This is a genomic window from Altericroceibacterium xinjiangense, from assembly GCF_003958635.1.
GTDB classification, from domain to species: Bacteria; Pseudomonadota; Alphaproteobacteria; order Sphingomonadales; family Sphingomonadaceae; genus Altericroceibacterium_A; species Altericroceibacterium_A xinjiangense.
In genome coordinates this window covers 260,968-276,394 of the sequence record NZ_RSEK01000004.1, presented here as the reverse complement: position 1 = coordinate 276,394, position 15,427 = coordinate 260,968, and the positions used below count along the sequence as shown (strand labels likewise).

Annotated in this window: 16 protein-coding genes; 7 read left to right on the top strand and 9 right to left on the bottom strand. The window is 65.9% G+C overall.

Features of this window, described 5'->3' with window-relative positions:
• Window positions 1-47: 47 nt before the first annotated feature.
• A complete protein-coding gene (locus ELY13_RS06905) occupies window positions 48-320 on the top strand; it encodes a hypothetical protein (protein ID WP_126173146.1) in 273 nt (90 codons plus the stop codon).
• A gap of 96 nt (window positions 321-416) precedes the next feature.
• Here ELY13_RS06905 and ELY13_RS06900 read toward each other — a convergent pair whose 3' ends face one another.
• Both ELY13_RS06900 and ELY13_RS06895 read right to left on the bottom strand, forming a co-directional pair.
• Window positions 417-1,898 (bottom strand): aldehyde dehydrogenase, encoded by a 1,482-nt coding sequence (locus ELY13_RS06900; protein WP_164549727.1) that lies wholly within the window; start codon window positions 1,896-1,898, stop codon window positions 417-419.
• A 20-nt stretch (window positions 1,899-1,918) separates the two neighbouring features.
• Entirely contained in the window at window positions 1,919-4,135 is a 2,217-nt protein-coding gene (locus ELY13_RS06895) for a PQQ-dependent dehydrogenase, methanol/ethanol family (RefSeq protein ID WP_126173145.1), read from the bottom strand.
• Window positions 4,136-4,265: 130 nt separating this feature from the next.
• On the opposite strand from ELY13_RS06895, the gene ELY13_RS06890 reads away from it, so the two are divergent.
• Window positions 4,266-4,760, top strand: coding sequence for a nuclear transport factor 2 family protein (locus tag ELY13_RS06890; protein WP_126173144.1), 495 nt, complete (start codon window positions 4,266-4,268; stop codon window positions 4,758-4,760).
• 56 nt (window positions 4,761-4,816) lie between these two features.
• Here the strand turns inward: ELY13_RS06890 and ELY13_RS06885 are convergent, their stop codons facing one another.
• Genes ELY13_RS06885 through ELY13_RS06870 form a run of 4 tightly spaced genes read right to left on the bottom strand, consistent with a single transcriptional unit; the run spans window position 4,817 to window position 8,235 of the window.
• Window positions 4,817-5,359: a hypothetical protein gene (locus ELY13_RS06885; RefSeq protein WP_126173143.1), complete on the bottom strand. Its 543-nt coding sequence runs from the start codon at window positions 5,357-5,359 to the stop codon at window positions 4,817-4,819.
• On the bottom strand, window positions 5,356-5,910 hold the full coding sequence (locus ELY13_RS06880; RefSeq protein ID WP_241233579.1) for a c-type cytochrome: 555 nt from the start codon (window positions 5,908-5,910) through the stop codon (window positions 5,356-5,358). Before ELY13_RS06880 ends, ELY13_RS06885 begins: the two co-directional genes overlap by 4 nt.
• Window positions 5,907-7,469: an FAD-binding oxidoreductase gene (locus tag ELY13_RS06875; RefSeq protein WP_126173142.1), complete on the bottom strand. Its 1,563-nt coding sequence runs from the start codon at window positions 7,467-7,469 to the stop codon at window positions 5,907-5,909. The genes ELY13_RS06880 and ELY13_RS06875 overlap by 4 nt, the downstream gene beginning before the upstream one ends.
• Window positions 7,470-7,479: 10 nt before the next feature.
• On the bottom strand, window positions 7,480-8,235 hold the full coding sequence (locus ELY13_RS06870) for an SDR family NAD(P)-dependent oxidoreductase (protein WP_126173141.1): 756 nt from the start codon (window positions 8,233-8,235) through the stop codon (window positions 7,480-7,482).
• Between the two features lie 115 nt (window positions 8,236-8,350).
• Between ELY13_RS06870 and ELY13_RS06865 the strand changes: the two genes are divergently transcribed.
• Together ELY13_RS06865 and ELY13_RS06860 are read left to right on the top strand one after the other, a co-directional pair.
• A complete protein-coding gene (locus tag ELY13_RS06865; RefSeq protein ID WP_126173140.1) occupies window positions 8,351-9,211 on the top strand; it encodes a DUF8021 domain-containing protein in 861 nt (286 codons plus the stop codon).
• Between the two features lie 105 nt (window positions 9,212-9,316).
• On the top strand, window positions 9,317-10,567 hold the full coding sequence (locus ELY13_RS06860; protein WP_126173139.1) for an MFS transporter: 1,251 nt from the start codon (window positions 9,317-9,319) through the stop codon (window positions 10,565-10,567).
• A gap of 52 nt (window positions 10,568-10,619) precedes the next feature.
• Here the strand turns inward: ELY13_RS06860 and ELY13_RS06855 are convergent, their stop codons facing one another.
• Together ELY13_RS06855 and ELY13_RS06850 are read right to left on the bottom strand one after the other, a co-directional pair.
• Window positions 10,620-11,057, bottom strand: a complete 438-nt coding sequence (locus ELY13_RS06855) for a nuclear transport factor 2 family protein (protein WP_126173138.1) — start codon at window positions 11,055-11,057, stop codon at window positions 10,620-10,622.
• Window positions 11,054-11,605, bottom strand: coding sequence for a MarR family winged helix-turn-helix transcriptional regulator (locus tag ELY13_RS06850; RefSeq protein ID WP_241233578.1), 552 nt, complete (start codon window positions 11,603-11,605; stop codon window positions 11,054-11,056). The genes ELY13_RS06855 and ELY13_RS06850 overlap by 4 nt, the downstream gene beginning before the upstream one ends.
• Before the next feature lie 107 nt (window positions 11,606-11,712).
• On the opposite strand from ELY13_RS06850, the gene ELY13_RS06845 reads away from it, so the two are divergent.
• From ELY13_RS06845 to ELY13_RS06835, 3 genes are all read left to right on the top strand, one after another.
• Complete coding sequence (locus ELY13_RS06845) at window positions 11,713-13,191, top strand: lignostilbene-alpha,beta-dioxygenase NOV2 (protein ID WP_126173137.1); 1,479 nt, start codon at window positions 11,713-11,715, stop codon at window positions 13,189-13,191.
• Between the two features lie 150 nt (window positions 13,192-13,341).
• Window positions 13,342-13,806 carry a hypothetical protein gene (locus tag ELY13_RS06840; RefSeq protein ID WP_206435994.1) on the top strand — a complete coding sequence of 155 codons (465 nt, stop codon included), beginning with the start codon at window positions 13,342-13,344 and terminating at the stop codon, window positions 13,804-13,806.
• A gap of 100 nt (window positions 13,807-13,906) precedes the next feature.
• Window positions 13,907-14,680: a potassium channel family protein gene (locus ELY13_RS06835; protein WP_126173136.1), complete on the top strand. Its 774-nt coding sequence runs from the start codon at window positions 13,907-13,909 to the stop codon at window positions 14,678-14,680.
• 45 nt (window positions 14,681-14,725) lie between these two features.
• Here the strand turns inward: ELY13_RS06835 and ELY13_RS06830 are convergent, their stop codons facing one another.
• The gene (locus ELY13_RS06830) at window positions 14,726-15,268 is read right to left on the bottom strand and encodes a DUF1097 domain-containing protein (RefSeq protein ID WP_164549726.1); all 543 of its coding nucleotides are present in this window, start codon (window positions 15,266-15,268) and stop codon (window positions 14,726-14,728) included.
• Window positions 15,269-15,427 lie beyond the last annotated feature (159 nt).

Below are 15,427 nucleotides of genomic sequence, written 5' to 3'. Positions count from 1 at the left end.
TCCTTGCAACGATGTCGTTCGGTTCGGCGCCTAAAGCAGGAGTGACAATGCAGAAGATCTTCAGGAATGCGCTGCTTACCTCGTTCGCCTCCCTGGCGCTGGCGGCCTGCGACAGCCAGGCGGAAAACGAAGTCGAACAGCAGGCGACTGCGCTGGATGAGGCTGCCGAAGCTGACGCGGAAATGATGGAAGCGTTCGCCCAGGGCGCGCCGGATGAGCAAGCCGTCGAACGCAAGGCCGAAGCCGTCGCGCAAGAGGGCGAACAGCTGAAGGATTCGCTTGAGAACGCCGCCGACGAGATGGACGAAACCCCGCAGTAACGTCCCGGGTGCCCTTCGGTTCTCAAGCGGGCATTCGCGATACCCGGTATCCTGAAGCAACGGGCGGGAGCCGCAAGACTCCCGCCCGCACCCTGATCACAGGCTGGTGGGTTCGCCGTCCAGCAGGAGGGTCTTGGTCTCGACGTAAGGCCAGATGCCTTCCTCACCGCCTTCGCGGCCGATGCCCGACTGCTTGAAGCCGCCGAACGGAAGGCCGAATTCCAGCTTCATGCCGTTCTGGCCGAAGCCGCCGCTCCGCACGCGGCGCCCGATACGGTAGGCAGCGTCGGCGTCGTTGGTCAGCACCGAGCCGTTGAGGCCGAAGTTGCTTTCATTGGCGATGCGGATCGCGTCTTCCTCATCCTCTGCGGGGATCAGGCACAGGACCGGGCCGAAGATTTCCTCCTGCGCGATGCGGCTCTGGTTATCGACGTTGGCGAACAGGGTCGGCTCAATGAAGTAGCCCTTGTTCATGTGCGCCGGGCGGCCTCCGCCGGTGACGAGATCCGCGGTCTTGCGGCCTTCCTCGACGTACATTTCGACGCGTTCCAGCTGGCGCTTCATCGCCAGCGGGCCAAGCTGGGTGGACGGGTCTTCGCTGTGGCCGATCTTGATGCCCTTCATCACGCCCGCGATCGCGTCGGCCAGTTCATCGTGCCGGTCCTTGGTCACGACCGCGCGGCTCAGCATGGCGCAGACCTGCCCGCTCATGATCGTGATCGTGTTGCCGAGGATCTGGGCTGCTGCCTCGATCGGAAAATCGTCGCGCACGATCGCGGCCGACTTGCCGCCCAGTTCCAGCGTGCAGCGGGCGATCCGGCTGGCGCAGACTTCGCCGATGCGCTTGCCTGCCGCGGTCGATCCGGTGAAGGTCACCTTGTCGATCCCGGGATTGCTGACCAGGTGATCGGATGCTTCGCGTTCGCCCGGGACCAGGTTGAGCACGCCGGCCGGGAGGCCCACGGCTTCACCGGCTTCGGCGATGATGTACGCTTCCAGCGGGGTTTCCGGCGAAGGCTTCATGATCACCGTGCAGCCGGACACCAGGGCATAGAACACCTTGTTCGCCATGATGCCGAACGGGGCGTTCCACGGCGCAATGGCGGCGACGACGCCGACCGGTTCGCGCGCGATGATCGCGGTATCGACCATCACGCTCGGCTTCTTTTCGACGAACGGGAAGGTGTTGCCGAGCGCGGCAATGCCCTTGAGGCCCATCACCGCACCGCCGTGCATCTGCGGAGCGAAGCTGGCGAGGCCGCCGACTTGCGCGGTCCACGCAGCGGCGAGTTCCGGCACGCGGGTTTCGAGGTATTCGGCCATCTTCATCAGCAACGCGGCGCGCTCCTGCGGCGGCGTGGTGGGCCAGGGGCCGTTGTCGAATGCCTCGCGCGCGTTTTCGACTGCGCGGTCCATGTCCTTTTCGCCCGCTTCGGCGACCCGGGCGACGACTTCCTCGCTGTTGGGGCTGACGATCTCGATCTCACGCCCGCTGAGCGTTTCGACCCAGTCGCCGCCGATGAAGAGCCGGTCGGGATGGCGGACGTTGACGCCTTCGGGGGTCAGGGTGGATGTCATGCTTGTTCTCCAGTGAATGGTCAGAAATTGGACAGGATGGACAGGCTGCGGCTGTCGAGCGGTTTTCCTTCCGCTTTCAGCTGCAGTTCGCGCGCGCGGGTCTTGCCTTGCTCGTCGATCAGGAAGGCGTGGATTGCCTTGACCTGATCGGGCGAGAGCACATCGTCCCACGCGGGCATGCCGAGCGGCTTCATCAGGCCGCCAAGCACGATCTTCTCAAAATTGTCGTGCACGCTCTGCGGCATCCGGCGCAAGTCCGGCAGCGGCGCGCGCGGCTGGTTGGAATGGCAGATAGAGCAGTTTTCGGTGAACAGGGCCTGTCCGTAGCCGATCGTTGCCGGAGTGACGTTGAGCAGCTGGGTCGGCGGCTTGGGCGCGACTTCCAGCGGCGGCAGCTCACGCGGCAGCGGGACGTCGCCGCCATCCAGCTTGAACACCAGCAGGCGGTTCGTGTTCTCGCGGCTGTAGGCGGCGGAATAGCTGGGGATGAAGCCCCACCCGCCCCCGCCCCAGCCGGTCTGCACGGCGATGAATTGTTCGCCGTTCACCCGGTAGGTCATCGGCGCGGCGAGGATCGCGCTGCCGGTCTCGATCATCTTCAGCAGCTTGCCGTCGTCCGCATCGCGTACCACCAGCTTACCCGACAGCGTGCCGTAGACCACCAGGCCGGCGGCCGTCGCCATGACGCCGCCGCGATCCTGCCAGCCTTCGCGGTCCACCGCCCACCTGGCCTTGCCGGTCAGCGGATCGATGGCGCGGACCTGGCTGGACCACGGGTTGTCCTTGACCCACTGCCACTGCGGCAGCGCCTTCACTTGTTCCTGGATCGGCGGCGGCAGGCTGGGCAGCGCCTCTTCCAGATCGGGGGTGAAGATCAGCGCCGCGCCCGCGTTGAGCCCCCGGGCCTTGTGTACCGGGTTTTCCTGCCCCGGCGGGATGAACATCAGGTTGCCCATGTCCACCACCGAGGCGATGTAGAGATCGCGTTCCGGATCGTAGGCTGCCGGGTGCCAGTTGCGCGCGCCGGTGGAGGCCGGGAACACGATCTTCGCGCCCTTGGAATACTCGGAATACTCCGGCGTCAGCTTTGGCCGCCCGGTTTCGCTGTCGAAGCCATCGGCCCAGCTCATCCGCACGAGCGGGCTGGCGGAGACCGGTTTGCCGGTTTCGCGGTCGACCACGAACAGGAAGCCGTTCTTCGGCGCATGCAGCACCACGGGGCGTTCCTGCCCGTCCACCGTTTGACTCGCCAGGATCATCGGCTGGGTGGCGGTGAGATCCCAGCTGTCCTGCGGGGTTTCCTGGAAATGCCAATTCATCCGCCCGGTCTTGCGATCGAGCGCGACGAGCGAATCGAGATAGAGATTATCCCCGCCCGCAGGCGAGCGAGTCGCTTGCGGATAGGGGCCGCCGTTGCCGACGCCGATGATCACCTGGTCGAACTGCGGATCGTAGGTGATCGCATCCCACACCGTGCCGCCGCCGCCGATGTCCCAGCGGCTGTTCGGGTCCCAGGTCTTCAGCGCGGCTTCCAGTTCCGGGCTTTCCTGCGGGCCTTCCTTCGGATCGTGCGGGATGGTCCAGAAGCGCCATTCCTCCCCGCCGCTGGAGATGTCGTACGCCGTGACGTAGCCGCGCGCGTCGTATTCCGCGCCCGCATTGCCGATGACCACCAGATTGCCGGCGATTTCCGGCGCGCCGGTGATCGTGTAGCCGCGGCTGCGGTCGGCAATGGTATCAACTTTCCACTCCACGCTGCCGGTCTTCGCGTCGAGCGCGTAGAGCCAGCCGTCGAGCGCGCCGACGAACACCTTGCCGCCCGCCACCGCAACGCCGCGGTTGGCCTGATCGCAGCAGGCATAGCGGTTCGCCTGCATGTCGACGTCGGGTTCGAACGTCCACAGCTCCCGGCCCGTCGCGGCATCGAGCGCGTAGACCCGGCCGAGGTTGCCCGAGGTGTACATCACCCCGTTCACCACCACCGGCGTCGCTTCCTGCACGCGGGTGGTGCCAAGGTCGTATTCCCAGGCCAGCCCGAGCTTTCCGACATTGCCCGAATCGATCTGGGTCAGGCGGGAATAATAGCTTTCCGCCCAGTCGCCGCCGGGATTGTTCCAGTCATCGGCTGCGCCGATGCGGCCGGCTTCCTGCGTCGGCCCGGCAATCCCCTGCGTGCAGGCGGCCACGACCGCGAGCGCGGCCGAGGCGAGAGCGATCCTGAACGTCAGGCGGGTCATGCCCACGTGGCGCACGAAGCGCCGGTCACGATGATCTTTTTCACGCGATCCCTCTCCCGGGCTGAACTGCCCTTGCTTGCGGGGAATAATAACGGGTGTTACGGTTGAGGCAAGAATTGGGAGGATTTGAATGCAGCTTTCAATTGAGGACCGTCTTGCCCTGCAGGACCTGATCGCCGCCTACAGCTGGGCGCTGGACATGGGTGACGCGGACGCGCTGGTGGAGTGCTTCACCGAAGACTGCCTGATGAGCGAGGAAGTTTTCGAGGACCCTGACATCTGGGAAGGGCACGATGGCATTCGCGGCCTGGTGCGTCACTACGCCAACGCGCCTGGCTTTCCCGGCCGCCAGCACCACGTCACGCAAGTGCAGTACATGCCGCAGGACGATGGATCAGTGAAGATGCGCGGGTTCGCCTTCGTCACCGAGTGCGAGGGCGAACCGCCCTATACCTTGCGCTTTACCGGCTGGTACGACGATCACGCGGTCAAGGGCGCCAACGGCAAGTGGCGCTTCAAGCGCCGCATCGTGCGGCTGTGGGACGGCGAAGTGTTGAAGAACTTCCCCGGACGCGGCCAGTGGGTTGCCCGCAAGCGGCCGGATTCGCTGATCATCAAGAAGTAAGAGCCTGCCCCTGCCCTTCCCGCCAGCGGGAGGGGCAGGGGCAGCCCGAATACCTGCTAGGCCCGCGCCAGCACCCAGCCGAGCACCAGCCCGCGATCGCTCCGCGGCATTGCTGAAGCCGAGGCCAGCGTCTGGGCTCGCATTTCCGGATTCGCGGCATAATCCGCCAGCGCTTCAACCCAGTTGGAGTCCGCCGCTTGCGCCATGCGCCCCAGCGCGGTCCAGCCGGGGGCGCATTCGTTGCCGGTGCAGGCCCCGGCGCGGCCATGCAGCGTCGCCACGCTGGTGTAGCCCGCTTCCCGCGCGACATCCGCGATCAGCAGGGCATCGGCGTGACGAGTGACCCCGGCGATCAGCGCAGGATTTTCTTCCAGCAGGGTCCGGGCAAAGCGGATGCGGTCACCCTCAACCGCTTGCACGCGGGAGCCGCGAGCGGCCCCGGCAGCGGCAAAGCGGCGGCCCGCTTCCAGCGCGGGATCGTGGATCAGGCGGGAGCCTTCTCCACGCTGCCAGCGCCATCCGGCAAGACCCGCGACGGTCGGGACCGCCAGCGCGCCTGCCAGCCCGCCCATCGCCTGACGGCGGGTGGCGCGGATCACTTCGCGCCTCCCGCGTCGGGGTTGTTGCGCAGCAGGTACTCGGTGATTTCGGCGAGTTGCGCGTCGCTGACTTCCCCGCGCGGCACGGGCGGCATGTTGCCGATCCCGCGACGGACCGCGAGGGTGATGTACGCATCGACCAGATCGGTGCGCTTTTCGAGATCGGGCTCATCCAGCCGGCGGCCGAGCAAGCCGAAGCCCATCCCGTTCGCGGTGTGGCACATGCCGCAGTATTCGAGATACAGCTTTTCGCCCCCGGTCGCGTTGATCCGGGCGGAGGCGGTGACGGGTGCGGGCATCGGCGGCGGTCCGCCTTGCGCCTGCTGCCCGATCGGACCGCCCGGCGGCATTCCGCCCTGCGGCGGCATGGCCACCGGAGGGGCAGCGGGATGCGCGGGAGTGTTGGCCGTTGCGGCAGCGGTCGATCCGGCAGCGGACGATCCGGCCGTGACGGGCACGGGTTGCCCTTCCCCGAGATCGCCGCCCGCAGCTTGCGCGCATCCGGCAAGCGCGCCCAGCGCGACGAGCGGCAGAAGATTCTTCATGGTCATGCGTCCGTCCTCGGTCCCATTCCGCTGGGCCATATGCCGCTCTTGCCCGGGGCGAGAATGCCGTTGGGATCGAGCGCGTCCTTGACTGTCTGGTTCAGCCGCCAGAGCGCGTGGTTGTTGAAATCATACGTAGCCGCGACAAGGTCCATGTAATCGAGGTGGGTGCGGTATTCGCCGTACCCGTGCTCCTTGGCGTCGGCGACCAGCTGGCGGAAGAACGGATCGACCTTGGCCATCATCTCCGGATCGTCATGATTGAAGATCATCGCGTTGACGTTGGTCAGGTGCCGTTCCCCGAAGGCGAAGCTGCCCTGGTAGTCCATGCCCCATTCCTGATAGCGGGCGTAGGTCCGCTTGAACTGGGCCAGCGCGGCGTCGCCATCCTGCTTCAGGATCGGGGAGAAGCCGACATGGCCGCCCCGCCCGCCGTACCAGTTGACGTTCTGCATCGGGAAGGTGATCGGGGTTCCGGTCCAGCCGGTGTGCTCGATCGGTTCGCCGCGCACCCAGCTGGTCGGCTTGATCAGCATCGGGTTGATCGACTTCATCGCGTCTTCAAGAATGCGATAGGACGCCTTGTTGACCGATTCCCGCCCGTAAAGCCGCAGGGACACGCCCCACCAGCCGATGTTGAAGCGCTTGCGGATCGCGTCGATCACGTCCTCGCCCAGCGCGCCGGGCTTGTCGGTCCATTCATCGCGCGTGGTCAGCACGGCGGCGGCGCGCAGCCAGTTGCCGATCGACGGGCTCTGCTGCAGCACGCCTTCGCGGCGCAGCGGGCCGATGGTGTCGATCATCGCCTTGAGGTCTTCCGGACGGTCGAACTCCACGTCCATGCCCATCAGCGATTCCGGCTCCGGCATCAGCCACATGCCCATCTTGGTGACGACGCCGAAGTTCGACTGGACGAACATCTGGTCCCACCCGGGCCCGAAGCCGAAGGGGTAGGCCTGCCAGGTCGGCGCGCCGGTGAACGCGCCCATGCCGGTGCGGACCAGCTCGCCCGTCGGCAGGACGACTTCCAGCCCGTTGATCCGCTTCGTGTGCTCCCCGTAAGGCGTGTAGCCGACCCCGCGATCGAGCGCGTTGCCCATCACCGAGCCCCAGCTGTTGCCGGGGGTGGAGATCCAGTACGGGAGGTTGTTGGCCTTGAGATAGTCATAGAGGTCGTAGAAGCTGACCCCCGGCTCAACCACCGCGGTGCCGGTCTCCGGGTCGAACTCGATCTTCTTCATCCGCGACAAGTCCATCACCACGGTGCCGGACAGGACCGGGGCGCTGCCGCCGTAGCCAAGGTTCTTGCCCCGGCTGATCGGCCAAAGCGGGATCTTGTACTGGTTGGCGATCTTTATCGCGGCCTGGACTTGCTCCACGCTTTCGGGAGCGATCGCGCCGGAGGGATTGTGCCCCACGGGATCGACCCAGAACTTGTCGTTGTAGCTGGCGCGGTCGAGCGGTGTGAAGAACACCTGATCGGCGCCAAGCGCGCTTTCGAACGCGCGCTGGACTTCGGCCAGCTTCTGGACGGTGAAGCCCGGGGGAAGGGGTATGTCTGCCATAAATCCTCTCTCAGCCGGCCGACCACAAGGTTCGGGCAGGCGGTCGTGTTGCCGCATCTAGCCGGATTACTTCACCGTTTAGAAGAGGCGTGCTGACGATGAACTGAACGACGTCGGCGAACTCACGGGCGCGTCCGGCGCGCTTAGGGAACTCCGCGCCCTTCAGCAATTCGGCCACGAAATCGTCCGGCAAGCCGGACACCAGCGGAGTGGTCATGAAGCCCGGGGCAACGCCCATCACGCGGATGCCGTGACGCGACAAGTCGCGTGCCCAGACCAGCGTCAGGGCCGCGAGCGCCGCCTTGGACGCAGTGTAGGCGCTCATGCCTTCCTGCCCTTCATAGCTGGCGATGGAGCAGGCGTTGACGATCACCCCGCGCTCCTCGTCCTCTCCGGAAGGCGCGTTGCCGATCATCCGGTGCGCGACATGGGCCGCGACGGTGACGGCGCCGGTCAGGTTGACGTCGATCACCTGGCGGAAGGCGGCGAGATCGCCCGGCCCTTCGGCGCTGGCAATCGGCCCCATCCCGCCGATCCCGGCGCTGTTCACCAGGATGTGGATGCCGCCTTCGATCTGATCGACCGCGGCCTTGACCGACGATTCGTCCGTCACGTCGCAAACGATGTGCCGCGCGCCCTTGGGCGCCGTGCCCGAACGATCGAGCGAGACGACGTTCGCCCCGACAGCGACCAGCGCTTCCACGGTCGCTTGCCCAAGGCCCGAGTTGCCGCCGGTGACGACGGCTTGCTTGCCTGCCGGATCCATCCCACTCTCCCGCGTTGTCATGACTTTAACGGTCGTTACTTTTGGTCTAGCACCGGGGCAAGGTCAAGCGGCGCCGGAAACGAGCCGCTATGACCGCATGAAAAAGGGGGAAGATATGGTCCGGAAGGAACTTTACGCCGCGCTCGACACGTTCATCGCTGGCTTGCGGGCGCGCGATCCCGCGCAGGTGCCGTGGGCGAACGACGTGTTCTACACGGAGAACAACGTGGCGCTGATCCCCGGGGACGGGCTGTGGAACACGATCACCGCGCTCGGCCCCTATGACTTGCGCTTCGCCGACGAGGACACGGACCAGGTGGCGCTGTTCACCTGCGTGGAGGAAACGAACGCCGTCTCTCCCGCCGCGTTCCGGCTGGGCCTGAAGGACGGCCGCGTGACCGAAGCCGAAGGGATCATCGCCCGCAACGCCGATGAAGGGCTGACGTTCTCTCCCCAGACCTTTGAGCCCAAGCCCGTAATGGAAGCCATGGTCCCGCCGGAGGAACGCTCCACACGTGAGGAACTGCTGGCGCTGGCCGACGGCTATTTCGAAACCATCGAACAGAACGACGGGACCATTCACACGCGCTTCCATCCCGATTGCAACCGGGTGGAGAACGGGCTGCAGACCACCAACAACCCCGATTTCGTGGTCCCGGTGGCGCGGCTGGGGTGCGAGGAGCAATTCCGGCTCGGCAATTACCTCTACGACGACCGGCTGCGCGGGCGGCGGTTTCCGCTGGTCGATCTGGAGCGCGGGATCGTGCTGGCCCACGGCTTCATCGACCACTGCGGGAAGATCGGCGATTACGAATTGACCGACGGGACCAAGGTCTCCAGCCCGATCCGCCGGCCGCACACCTATTACCTGACCGAGGCCTTCAAGATCCGCGCCGGGGCGATCGAGCAGATCGAGGCGGATTTCATCACCGTGCCGTACCACATGCCCAGCCCGTGGGACGGGCGAGAAGGCTGATCTTTTCCCCTCGCGCTTGCGGGTGAGGTCAGGGGTGGGCAAAAGCGGGTGCAGAACAGAGGGGAGAGGCCATGCGAGCCCCTTCCTGCAAGCGGGAGGGGAGTTATGGACGCGACTGCCACGGGTGCGCCGAGTGCCCCGACCATGACGCCGGGACGCCGGATGGCCGCGCTGCTCCTGCTGGCAGGGGTGATGGTGATCGACGGATACGATCTCAACGCCATGGCGCTGGCGATCCGCTGGCTCGCCCCCGAAATGGGAGTGGAGCCGACCGCGTTTTCCATCGTCCAGTCGGCTGACTTGCTCGGGCTTGGTATCGGCGCTTTGCTGATCGCGCCGCTGGGGGACCGGCTGGGCCGCAAGCCGCTGATCGTGGCGGGGTGCTTCGCCATCGCCGCGACAACCAGCGCGACCGCACTTTCGGGCAGCATCGCCGGGTTCGCCATCTGGCGCCTGCTGACCGGCATCGCGCTGGGCGCATGCCTTGCCAACGTTTCCGCCTTGTCCGCAGAAGTCGCGCCGGAAGGGCGGCGCTCGACGATCATGGCCGTAGTGTCCGCCGGGATCGCGATTGGGGCGATGTTGGCCGGGTTCACCGCGCCGGAACTGGTCGGCTGGGCCGGATGGCGCGGCTTGTTCTGGGTTCCTGCCGTGCTTGCCCTGCTGCTGGGCCTGGGCCTGCTGGCGATCCTGCCGGGAGGCAGAGGCGCAACCAGGGAACGGCGAGCGGGCGCGCGGACGCCCTTCGCCGAGTTGCTGCGTCCGCCCCTCGCCTTCCCGCTGGCCGTGTTCACGTGCGCCTACATGATCAACGCCGTGGCGCTGTACATGCTGGTCCGCTGGACCCCGATCGTGCTTCCGGCCGAAGTGTTCGGGGACAGCCTGCCGTCCCGCATCCAGGGCCTGATGCAGGGCATGGGCCTGCCGGTCAGCATCGGACTCGCGTTCCTGATCGACAAGTGGAAGCCCGGGCCGACGCTGGCAATCGGCTACGCGGTGATCGCCCTCGCCTTTCTGGCGATCTGGGCCACTCCGGCCGATCCGCTGGGCTGGAGCCTGCTGCTGCTGGTGGCCGGCGGCGGGGTGACGGGGATTCACGGCGCGCTGATGGCGCTCAGCCCCAAGCTGTTCCCGTCGCACGTGCTGTCCACCGCGATCGGCGCCGCCGTGGCGATATCGCGGATCGGTGCGATTGCTGCCCCGCTGGTCGGCGCGGCGCTGATCGACGCAGGCATTTCCGCGAGCGGGTATTTCCTGACGCTGGTGATCCCGGTCACGATCTGCGGCGGGCTGGCCTTGCTGGTGCCGCTGGCGATGCGGGCGCGGGACGGCGGTGCAGCCGCCGTTCCCGCGTGACGCGCTGATTTCAGGCCTGCCAACTCGGGCTTGCGAGTTCAGGCGGGCGTGTTCAGGGGCGAAAGTCGAGCCCGCCGATCCGCTCGGCGAATTGCCAGCCTTCGTTCGTCCGGACGATCCTGTCCCGGAAGGTGCCGACGAGCGGCGAATTCGCGCTCATCGCCGGAAGTTCGCCTTCGGCCGCCGCTTCGCCCTGAAACAGCAGGATCACGCTGAAGGCACGGGCGCTGTCCGCGTCCTCCACATCGACCACGACGTTCGCGATGACGTGGCGCTGCGCCCGCGGTGGCCGCGCCTTGAAGCTGGCGAGGATCGCCTCGCGCCCGGTCACCAGGTCCCCCGGCTTGCTCGGCCGTCCGAAGCGCGCATCCTCGGTATAAAGCTCCGCGACCGCATCCCAGTCCTGCGCATCGTTGAGGTTGGCGTAGTGGTTGATCAGGCGGGTGCATTGCGCCTCGATTTCCAGCCGCTGGGTGATGTCCATCGTCATTCGTCTCCGTCCTCCGGCCGCGTCTCCTCAAGGAAGAGGGAGCGGCCCTGTTGGTCCTTGGCTTCCAGCCGGGCGGTCATCGTGTGAAGAATCCGGTCAAGCGCGGCAAGGTCCTCCGCCGAAAGCCCCGCGAACAAGTAATCGGACACCTTCTCCGTCCGCGGGCGCATGATTTCGTACAAGCGCCGCCCTTCGTCCGTCAGCGTCAGACGCTTGCGGCGGCGATTGTCGGGATCGCGCTCTATGCTGATCCGGCCGTGCTTCTCCAGCGCGGAGACTGCCCGGCTGACGCTCATCACGTTGACCCCGGTGCGTTCGGCCAGTTCGTGGCTGGCGGACGTGCCGAGATGCCCGATCGTCATCAGCAGGCGAAATTCGTTGAGGGTGATCCGGTACTGCTTTTCCAGATGGATGGAAAAAGGCGCCATCAGTCGGTTGGTCAGTTTCAGCAGCCGGTGGAGCATCGGTGCCCGGTCGCCGTCCGGCGAGGCCGCGGGCGCCGCCATGTCGTCCTCCGCTTCGATCATCATGCCTTCGCTTGCCTGCACGCATCCCCCTTCGCCGTGTTTCGCCGGTCTATCCAGCACAAGCCGGTTGGACGCAATCCTAACAGGTGTTACCGTCATTTCAGAATCGAAGGGAGAGAATTCACGTCATGGGCGCGTTTCCGAACAGCATTCACTTCATCGGCACCAACACCCCGCGGCGGCTTGAGCTGTCCGTCCGCAATCTGGAGGTGGAAGGCGAAATCCCGGCCGAGATCGAAGGCGCGTTCTTCCGCGCCGTTCCCGACAACGCGCACGCGCCGATGTTCGAAGACGACATCGCGCTGAACGCGGACGGGATGATCGCACGCTTCAACTTCGAAAAGGGCGCGGTCGATTACGACATCCGCTATGTCGAGACGGAGCGCTACAAGGCGGAAAAAGACGCGCGGCGCGCGCTGTTCGGCCGGTATCGCAACCCGTTCACCGATGATCCTTCGGTTGAAGGCGTGGACCGCACCCTCGCCAACACCACCCCCGTCTGGCACGGCGGCCGCCTGTTCATGACCAAGGAGGACGGCCGGGGGTATGAAATCAACCCTCACACGCTCGAAACCGTGGGCAAGTGGGACTATTACGGCGCGCTGAAATCGGAAACCTTCACCGCCCATCCCCGCGTGGATCCCCAGACCGGCGAATTGTTCTTCTTCGGCTATGAAGCGGGCGGGCTGTGCAGCCTGGATATCGCCTACGGCATCGCCGACAAGGACGGCAACCTGACGTCCGAGCAGTGGTTCAAGCAGCCGTACTGCTCGACCATCCACGACTTCGTCATCACCGAGAAATACGCCATTTTCCCGATCTTCCCGACCACGGCCGATCTTGACCGGCTGAAGTCCGGCGGCGCGCACTGGGCGCATCAGCAGGATCTGGAAAGCTGGGTCGGCATCATGCCCCGCTATGGCAAGGTGGAGGAGATGAAGTGGATCAAGGGGCCGGTCGGCGTTTCCGTGTTCCACGAAGTCAACGCCTACGACGATGGCGATCTGGTCCATATCGACTTGTGCCTGTCGGAGACCAACGCGTTCGCCTTCATGCGTGAGGCCGGCGGCATCGATAAGCCCCAGCAGGAAATCCAGGGAGCGCTGACTCGCTGGACGATCGACATGAGCAAGGCCGATCCTGAAATCCAGGAGCGTCCGCTCGGCCCTCCGGGAGACTTGCCGCGCCTGCCGGATGCCGATCAGGGCCGCCCCTACCGCGCCGCGTGGTATCTTTCGATGAACCCGGAAGCCAAGGGCCCGCCGCTGCTTGGCGGACCGGTCGGCGCCAACTTCAACGCGCTGGTCCGGATCGAGCCGGGCAATGGCCGCGTCGAAATGATGGCCGTGCCCCCGGGCGCCGGGATCAGTGAGCCGGCACACGTGCCCTCATCCGATTCCAGCCATGGCGGATGGCTGCTGAGCGTGGTCGACATCCCCAACAGCCCCGCGCCGCACGACTATTCCTCCGAATTGTGGATCGTGGAAGCGGACAACCCGGCCAAGGGCCCGATCGCCAAGGTGAAGACCGGGATCGCGCTGCGCAGCCAGGTCCACGGCGCCTGGGTCGGCCGCGAACGGCTGAACGCCAGCAAGGTCAAGCCCTGACCTTCTGATCCTTCTTCCGCCCCTCCCCCTTTCGATCCCGCGACGAAAGCGGGAGCGGGCGGAACAAGCAGGAACCGGCTGCCCGCGCGCGGCCGACCCGGCGCGGCGCGGCCCTGATGCGGGGCCCTGCCGGATTGTCGCGCGCACCCGATGAGGCAACGCACCGTGCAAGCAACCTCCAGCCCGGTTTTCCGGATCGCCTACCATGTCAGCCGGGTTGTGTTCGGCGCGTGGTTCCTCTTCTCCGGCCTGTGGCACTTCTTCTGGCCGTGGATGCAGCCGCTGGGCAACACGCCGCAAGCGATCGCCTTCACCAAGGCCCTGATGGCCAGCGGATTGTTCGACTGGGTCAAGGTGATCGAGGTGGTGACCGGGATCACCTTGCTGCTGAACCGCGCGATGCCGCTGACGATTATCGCGGTCGTGGTTCTGAACGTGGTGATCGTCTACTGGAATGTCGTGCTGGACGAAGGGCTGGTCGAGTACACCTTCGCCGCGCTGACGGTGATCCTCACCGCGATCATCACCTGGCCCTGGCGCGCCTGGTTCTGGCCGTTGTTCATCTGGAAAGGCGAGCCGGATCATTCGCTGGATTCGCGGCTGCCCGGCCGCTGAACGACGCCGTCACCGCGGCGGCACTCGGGCAGGACGCCTGATCACGGACGAAACCGGAGGCAGCGTTCATGCGTCTCTTGCCTCAGAGCAAGGAGCCGGGATGGTGACGCAGGACGAACGCTGGATAGAGCTCGATGAGCTGGAGCGCTGGCTCCGCACGCCGATGCTGGTGCTCAGCTTCGGCTGGCTGGTCATCGTGGTGCTGGAGCTGATCGGCGAAACCAACGAACTGCTGACAACTGTTGGAACGATGATCTGGATCGTCTTCATCATCGAATTCCTGATCCGTTTTGCCCTCGCCCCGGAAAAGCGGCCGTTTCTGCGGACGAACTGGCTGACGATCATTGCGCTGGTGGTTCCCGCCCTGCGGCTTGTGCGGGTCTTCGCCATCCTGCGCGCGGCCCGGCTGCTGCGCGGCCTGCGGCTGGTGCGGATCGTCGGCACCGCCAATCGCGGGATGAACGCGCTGCGGTCTACGTTGGCGCGGCGGCGGTTCGGCTATGTCGCCGGACTGACGATGCTGGTGATCGCGCTTGGATCGGCCGGGATGCTGAGCTTCGAATCGGCCGGCGAGGTCGAAGGGGGCTTTATCTCCTACTGGGATGCGCTGTGGTGGACGGCAATGCTGCTGACCAGCATCGGCAGCGAATACTGGCCGGTCACGACCGAAGGGCGCCTGCTGTGCGTGCTGCTGTCGATCTACGGCTTTGCCGTGTTCGGATACCTGACGGCGACTCTCGCCAGCTTCTTCATCGGCCGCGACGCGGAGCAGCCGGAAGGGCCCGTCGCGGGGAGCGGCGAAATGGCGGAGCTGAAAGCGGAACTGCAAGCCCTGCGGCTTGCGCTGGAACGGTCCGGCCGGATTTCGGACTGAGGGGCGAGCCGCAGCCCGCCCCTGTCGCGATTCGGAAGCTTCCGGTCAGACGGCGCTGGTTTCCCCGAGCGCGGCGGCTTCCGCGTCCACCGGCGCAGCCTTGCGCGTGAGCGCGTTGGCGAGCGCTTCCGAGACATAGCCGAACGCGGCGCCGATGATGATCGACAGCACTACCGGGATGAACGCCTCTGCCGGGGTGAGCCCCTTCAACAGGATCGGCCCGGCGATGGAGGCGAAGCCATAGACGCTCGCCGGAATGGTCCCGAGCAGCGACACCCGGCTGGCGAGGCAGATTACCGCGGCGCCAAGGCCGACCGCGATCGGCGCAGCCAGCACCCCGGTGTCGGCGAACACGCCGCTGGCGAGCATGACCGCGACCATCCCGACCAGCGCGCCGAAGGTCATGCAGGCGACGGTAGTGAGACTGCCTTTCGTGCCGCCGCCGGAATGGAAATGGCAGCCCCAGGCGATAAACGAAATCCACACCAGACCGGCCAGCGCCGTCGTTTCAAGCGGGCCGACGTAAAGCCAGGTATCGACAAAGGCGAGAAGGCCGACGGACACGGCCAGTGCAAGATAAGCAGACATAAGCATCCCTCCGTAACTGCCGGTCATTTGCTCGCCGGCTGTTGCAGGGAAGCTACGTCACGGCGGCAAGGTCGTCCAGCAATAGCGAAGCAAGGAAAAGGCGCGGCGAGATTTCTCCCGCCGCGCCTTTTACTGAGCTTACGCCGCGTTTTTGCTTCC

Excerpts from the sequence above, each read along its gene's own strand:
- ELY13_RS06905 (WP_126173146.1), top strand. The coding sequence starts at position 48 with ATGCAGAAGATCTTCAGGAATGCGCTGCTTACCTCGTTCGCCTCCCTG.
- ELY13_RS06900 (WP_164549727.1), bottom strand. The coding sequence starts at position 1,898 with ATGACATCCACCCTGACCCCCGAAGGCGTCAACGTCCGCCATCCCGAC.
- ELY13_RS06895 (WP_126173145.1), bottom strand. The coding sequence starts at position 4,135 with ATGACCCGCCTGACGTTCAGGATCGCTCTCGCCTCGGCCGCGCTCGCG.
- ELY13_RS06890 (WP_126173144.1), top strand. The coding sequence starts at position 4,266 with ATGCAGCTTTCAATTGAGGACCGTCTTGCCCTGCAGGACCTGATCGCC.
- ELY13_RS06880 (WP_241233579.1), bottom strand. The coding sequence starts at position 5,910 with ATGACCATGAAGAATCTTCTGCCGCTCGTCGCGCTGGGCGCGCTTGCC.
- ELY13_RS06875 (WP_126173142.1), bottom strand. The coding sequence starts at position 7,469 with ATGGCAGACATACCCCTTCCCCCGGGCTTCACCGTCCAGAAGCTGGCC.
- ELY13_RS06870 (WP_126173141.1), bottom strand. The coding sequence starts at position 8,235 with ATGGATCCGGCAGGCAAGCAAGCCGTCGTCACCGGCGGCAACTCGGGC.
- ELY13_RS06865 (WP_126173140.1), top strand. The coding sequence starts at position 8,351 with ATGGTCCGGAAGGAACTTTACGCCGCGCTCGACACGTTCATCGCTGGC.
- ELY13_RS06860 (WP_126173139.1), top strand. The coding sequence starts at position 9,317 with ATGGACGCGACTGCCACGGGTGCGCCGAGTGCCCCGACCATGACGCCG.
- ELY13_RS06855 (WP_126173138.1), bottom strand. The coding sequence starts at position 11,057 with ATGACGATGGACATCACCCAGCGGCTGGAAATCGAGGCGCAATGCACC.
- ELY13_RS06845 (WP_126173137.1), top strand. The coding sequence starts at position 11,713 with ATGGGCGCGTTTCCGAACAGCATTCACTTCATCGGCACCAACACCCCG.
- ELY13_RS06840 (WP_206435994.1), top strand. The coding sequence starts at position 13,342 with ATGAGGCAACGCACCGTGCAAGCAACCTCCAGCCCGGTTTTCCGGATC.
- ELY13_RS06835 (WP_126173136.1), top strand. The coding sequence starts at position 13,907 with ATGGTGACGCAGGACGAACGCTGGATAGAGCTCGATGAGCTGGAGCGC.
- ELY13_RS06830 (WP_164549726.1), bottom strand. The coding sequence starts at position 15,268 with ATGTCTGCTTATCTTGCACTGGCCGTGTCCGTCGGCCTTCTCGCCTTT.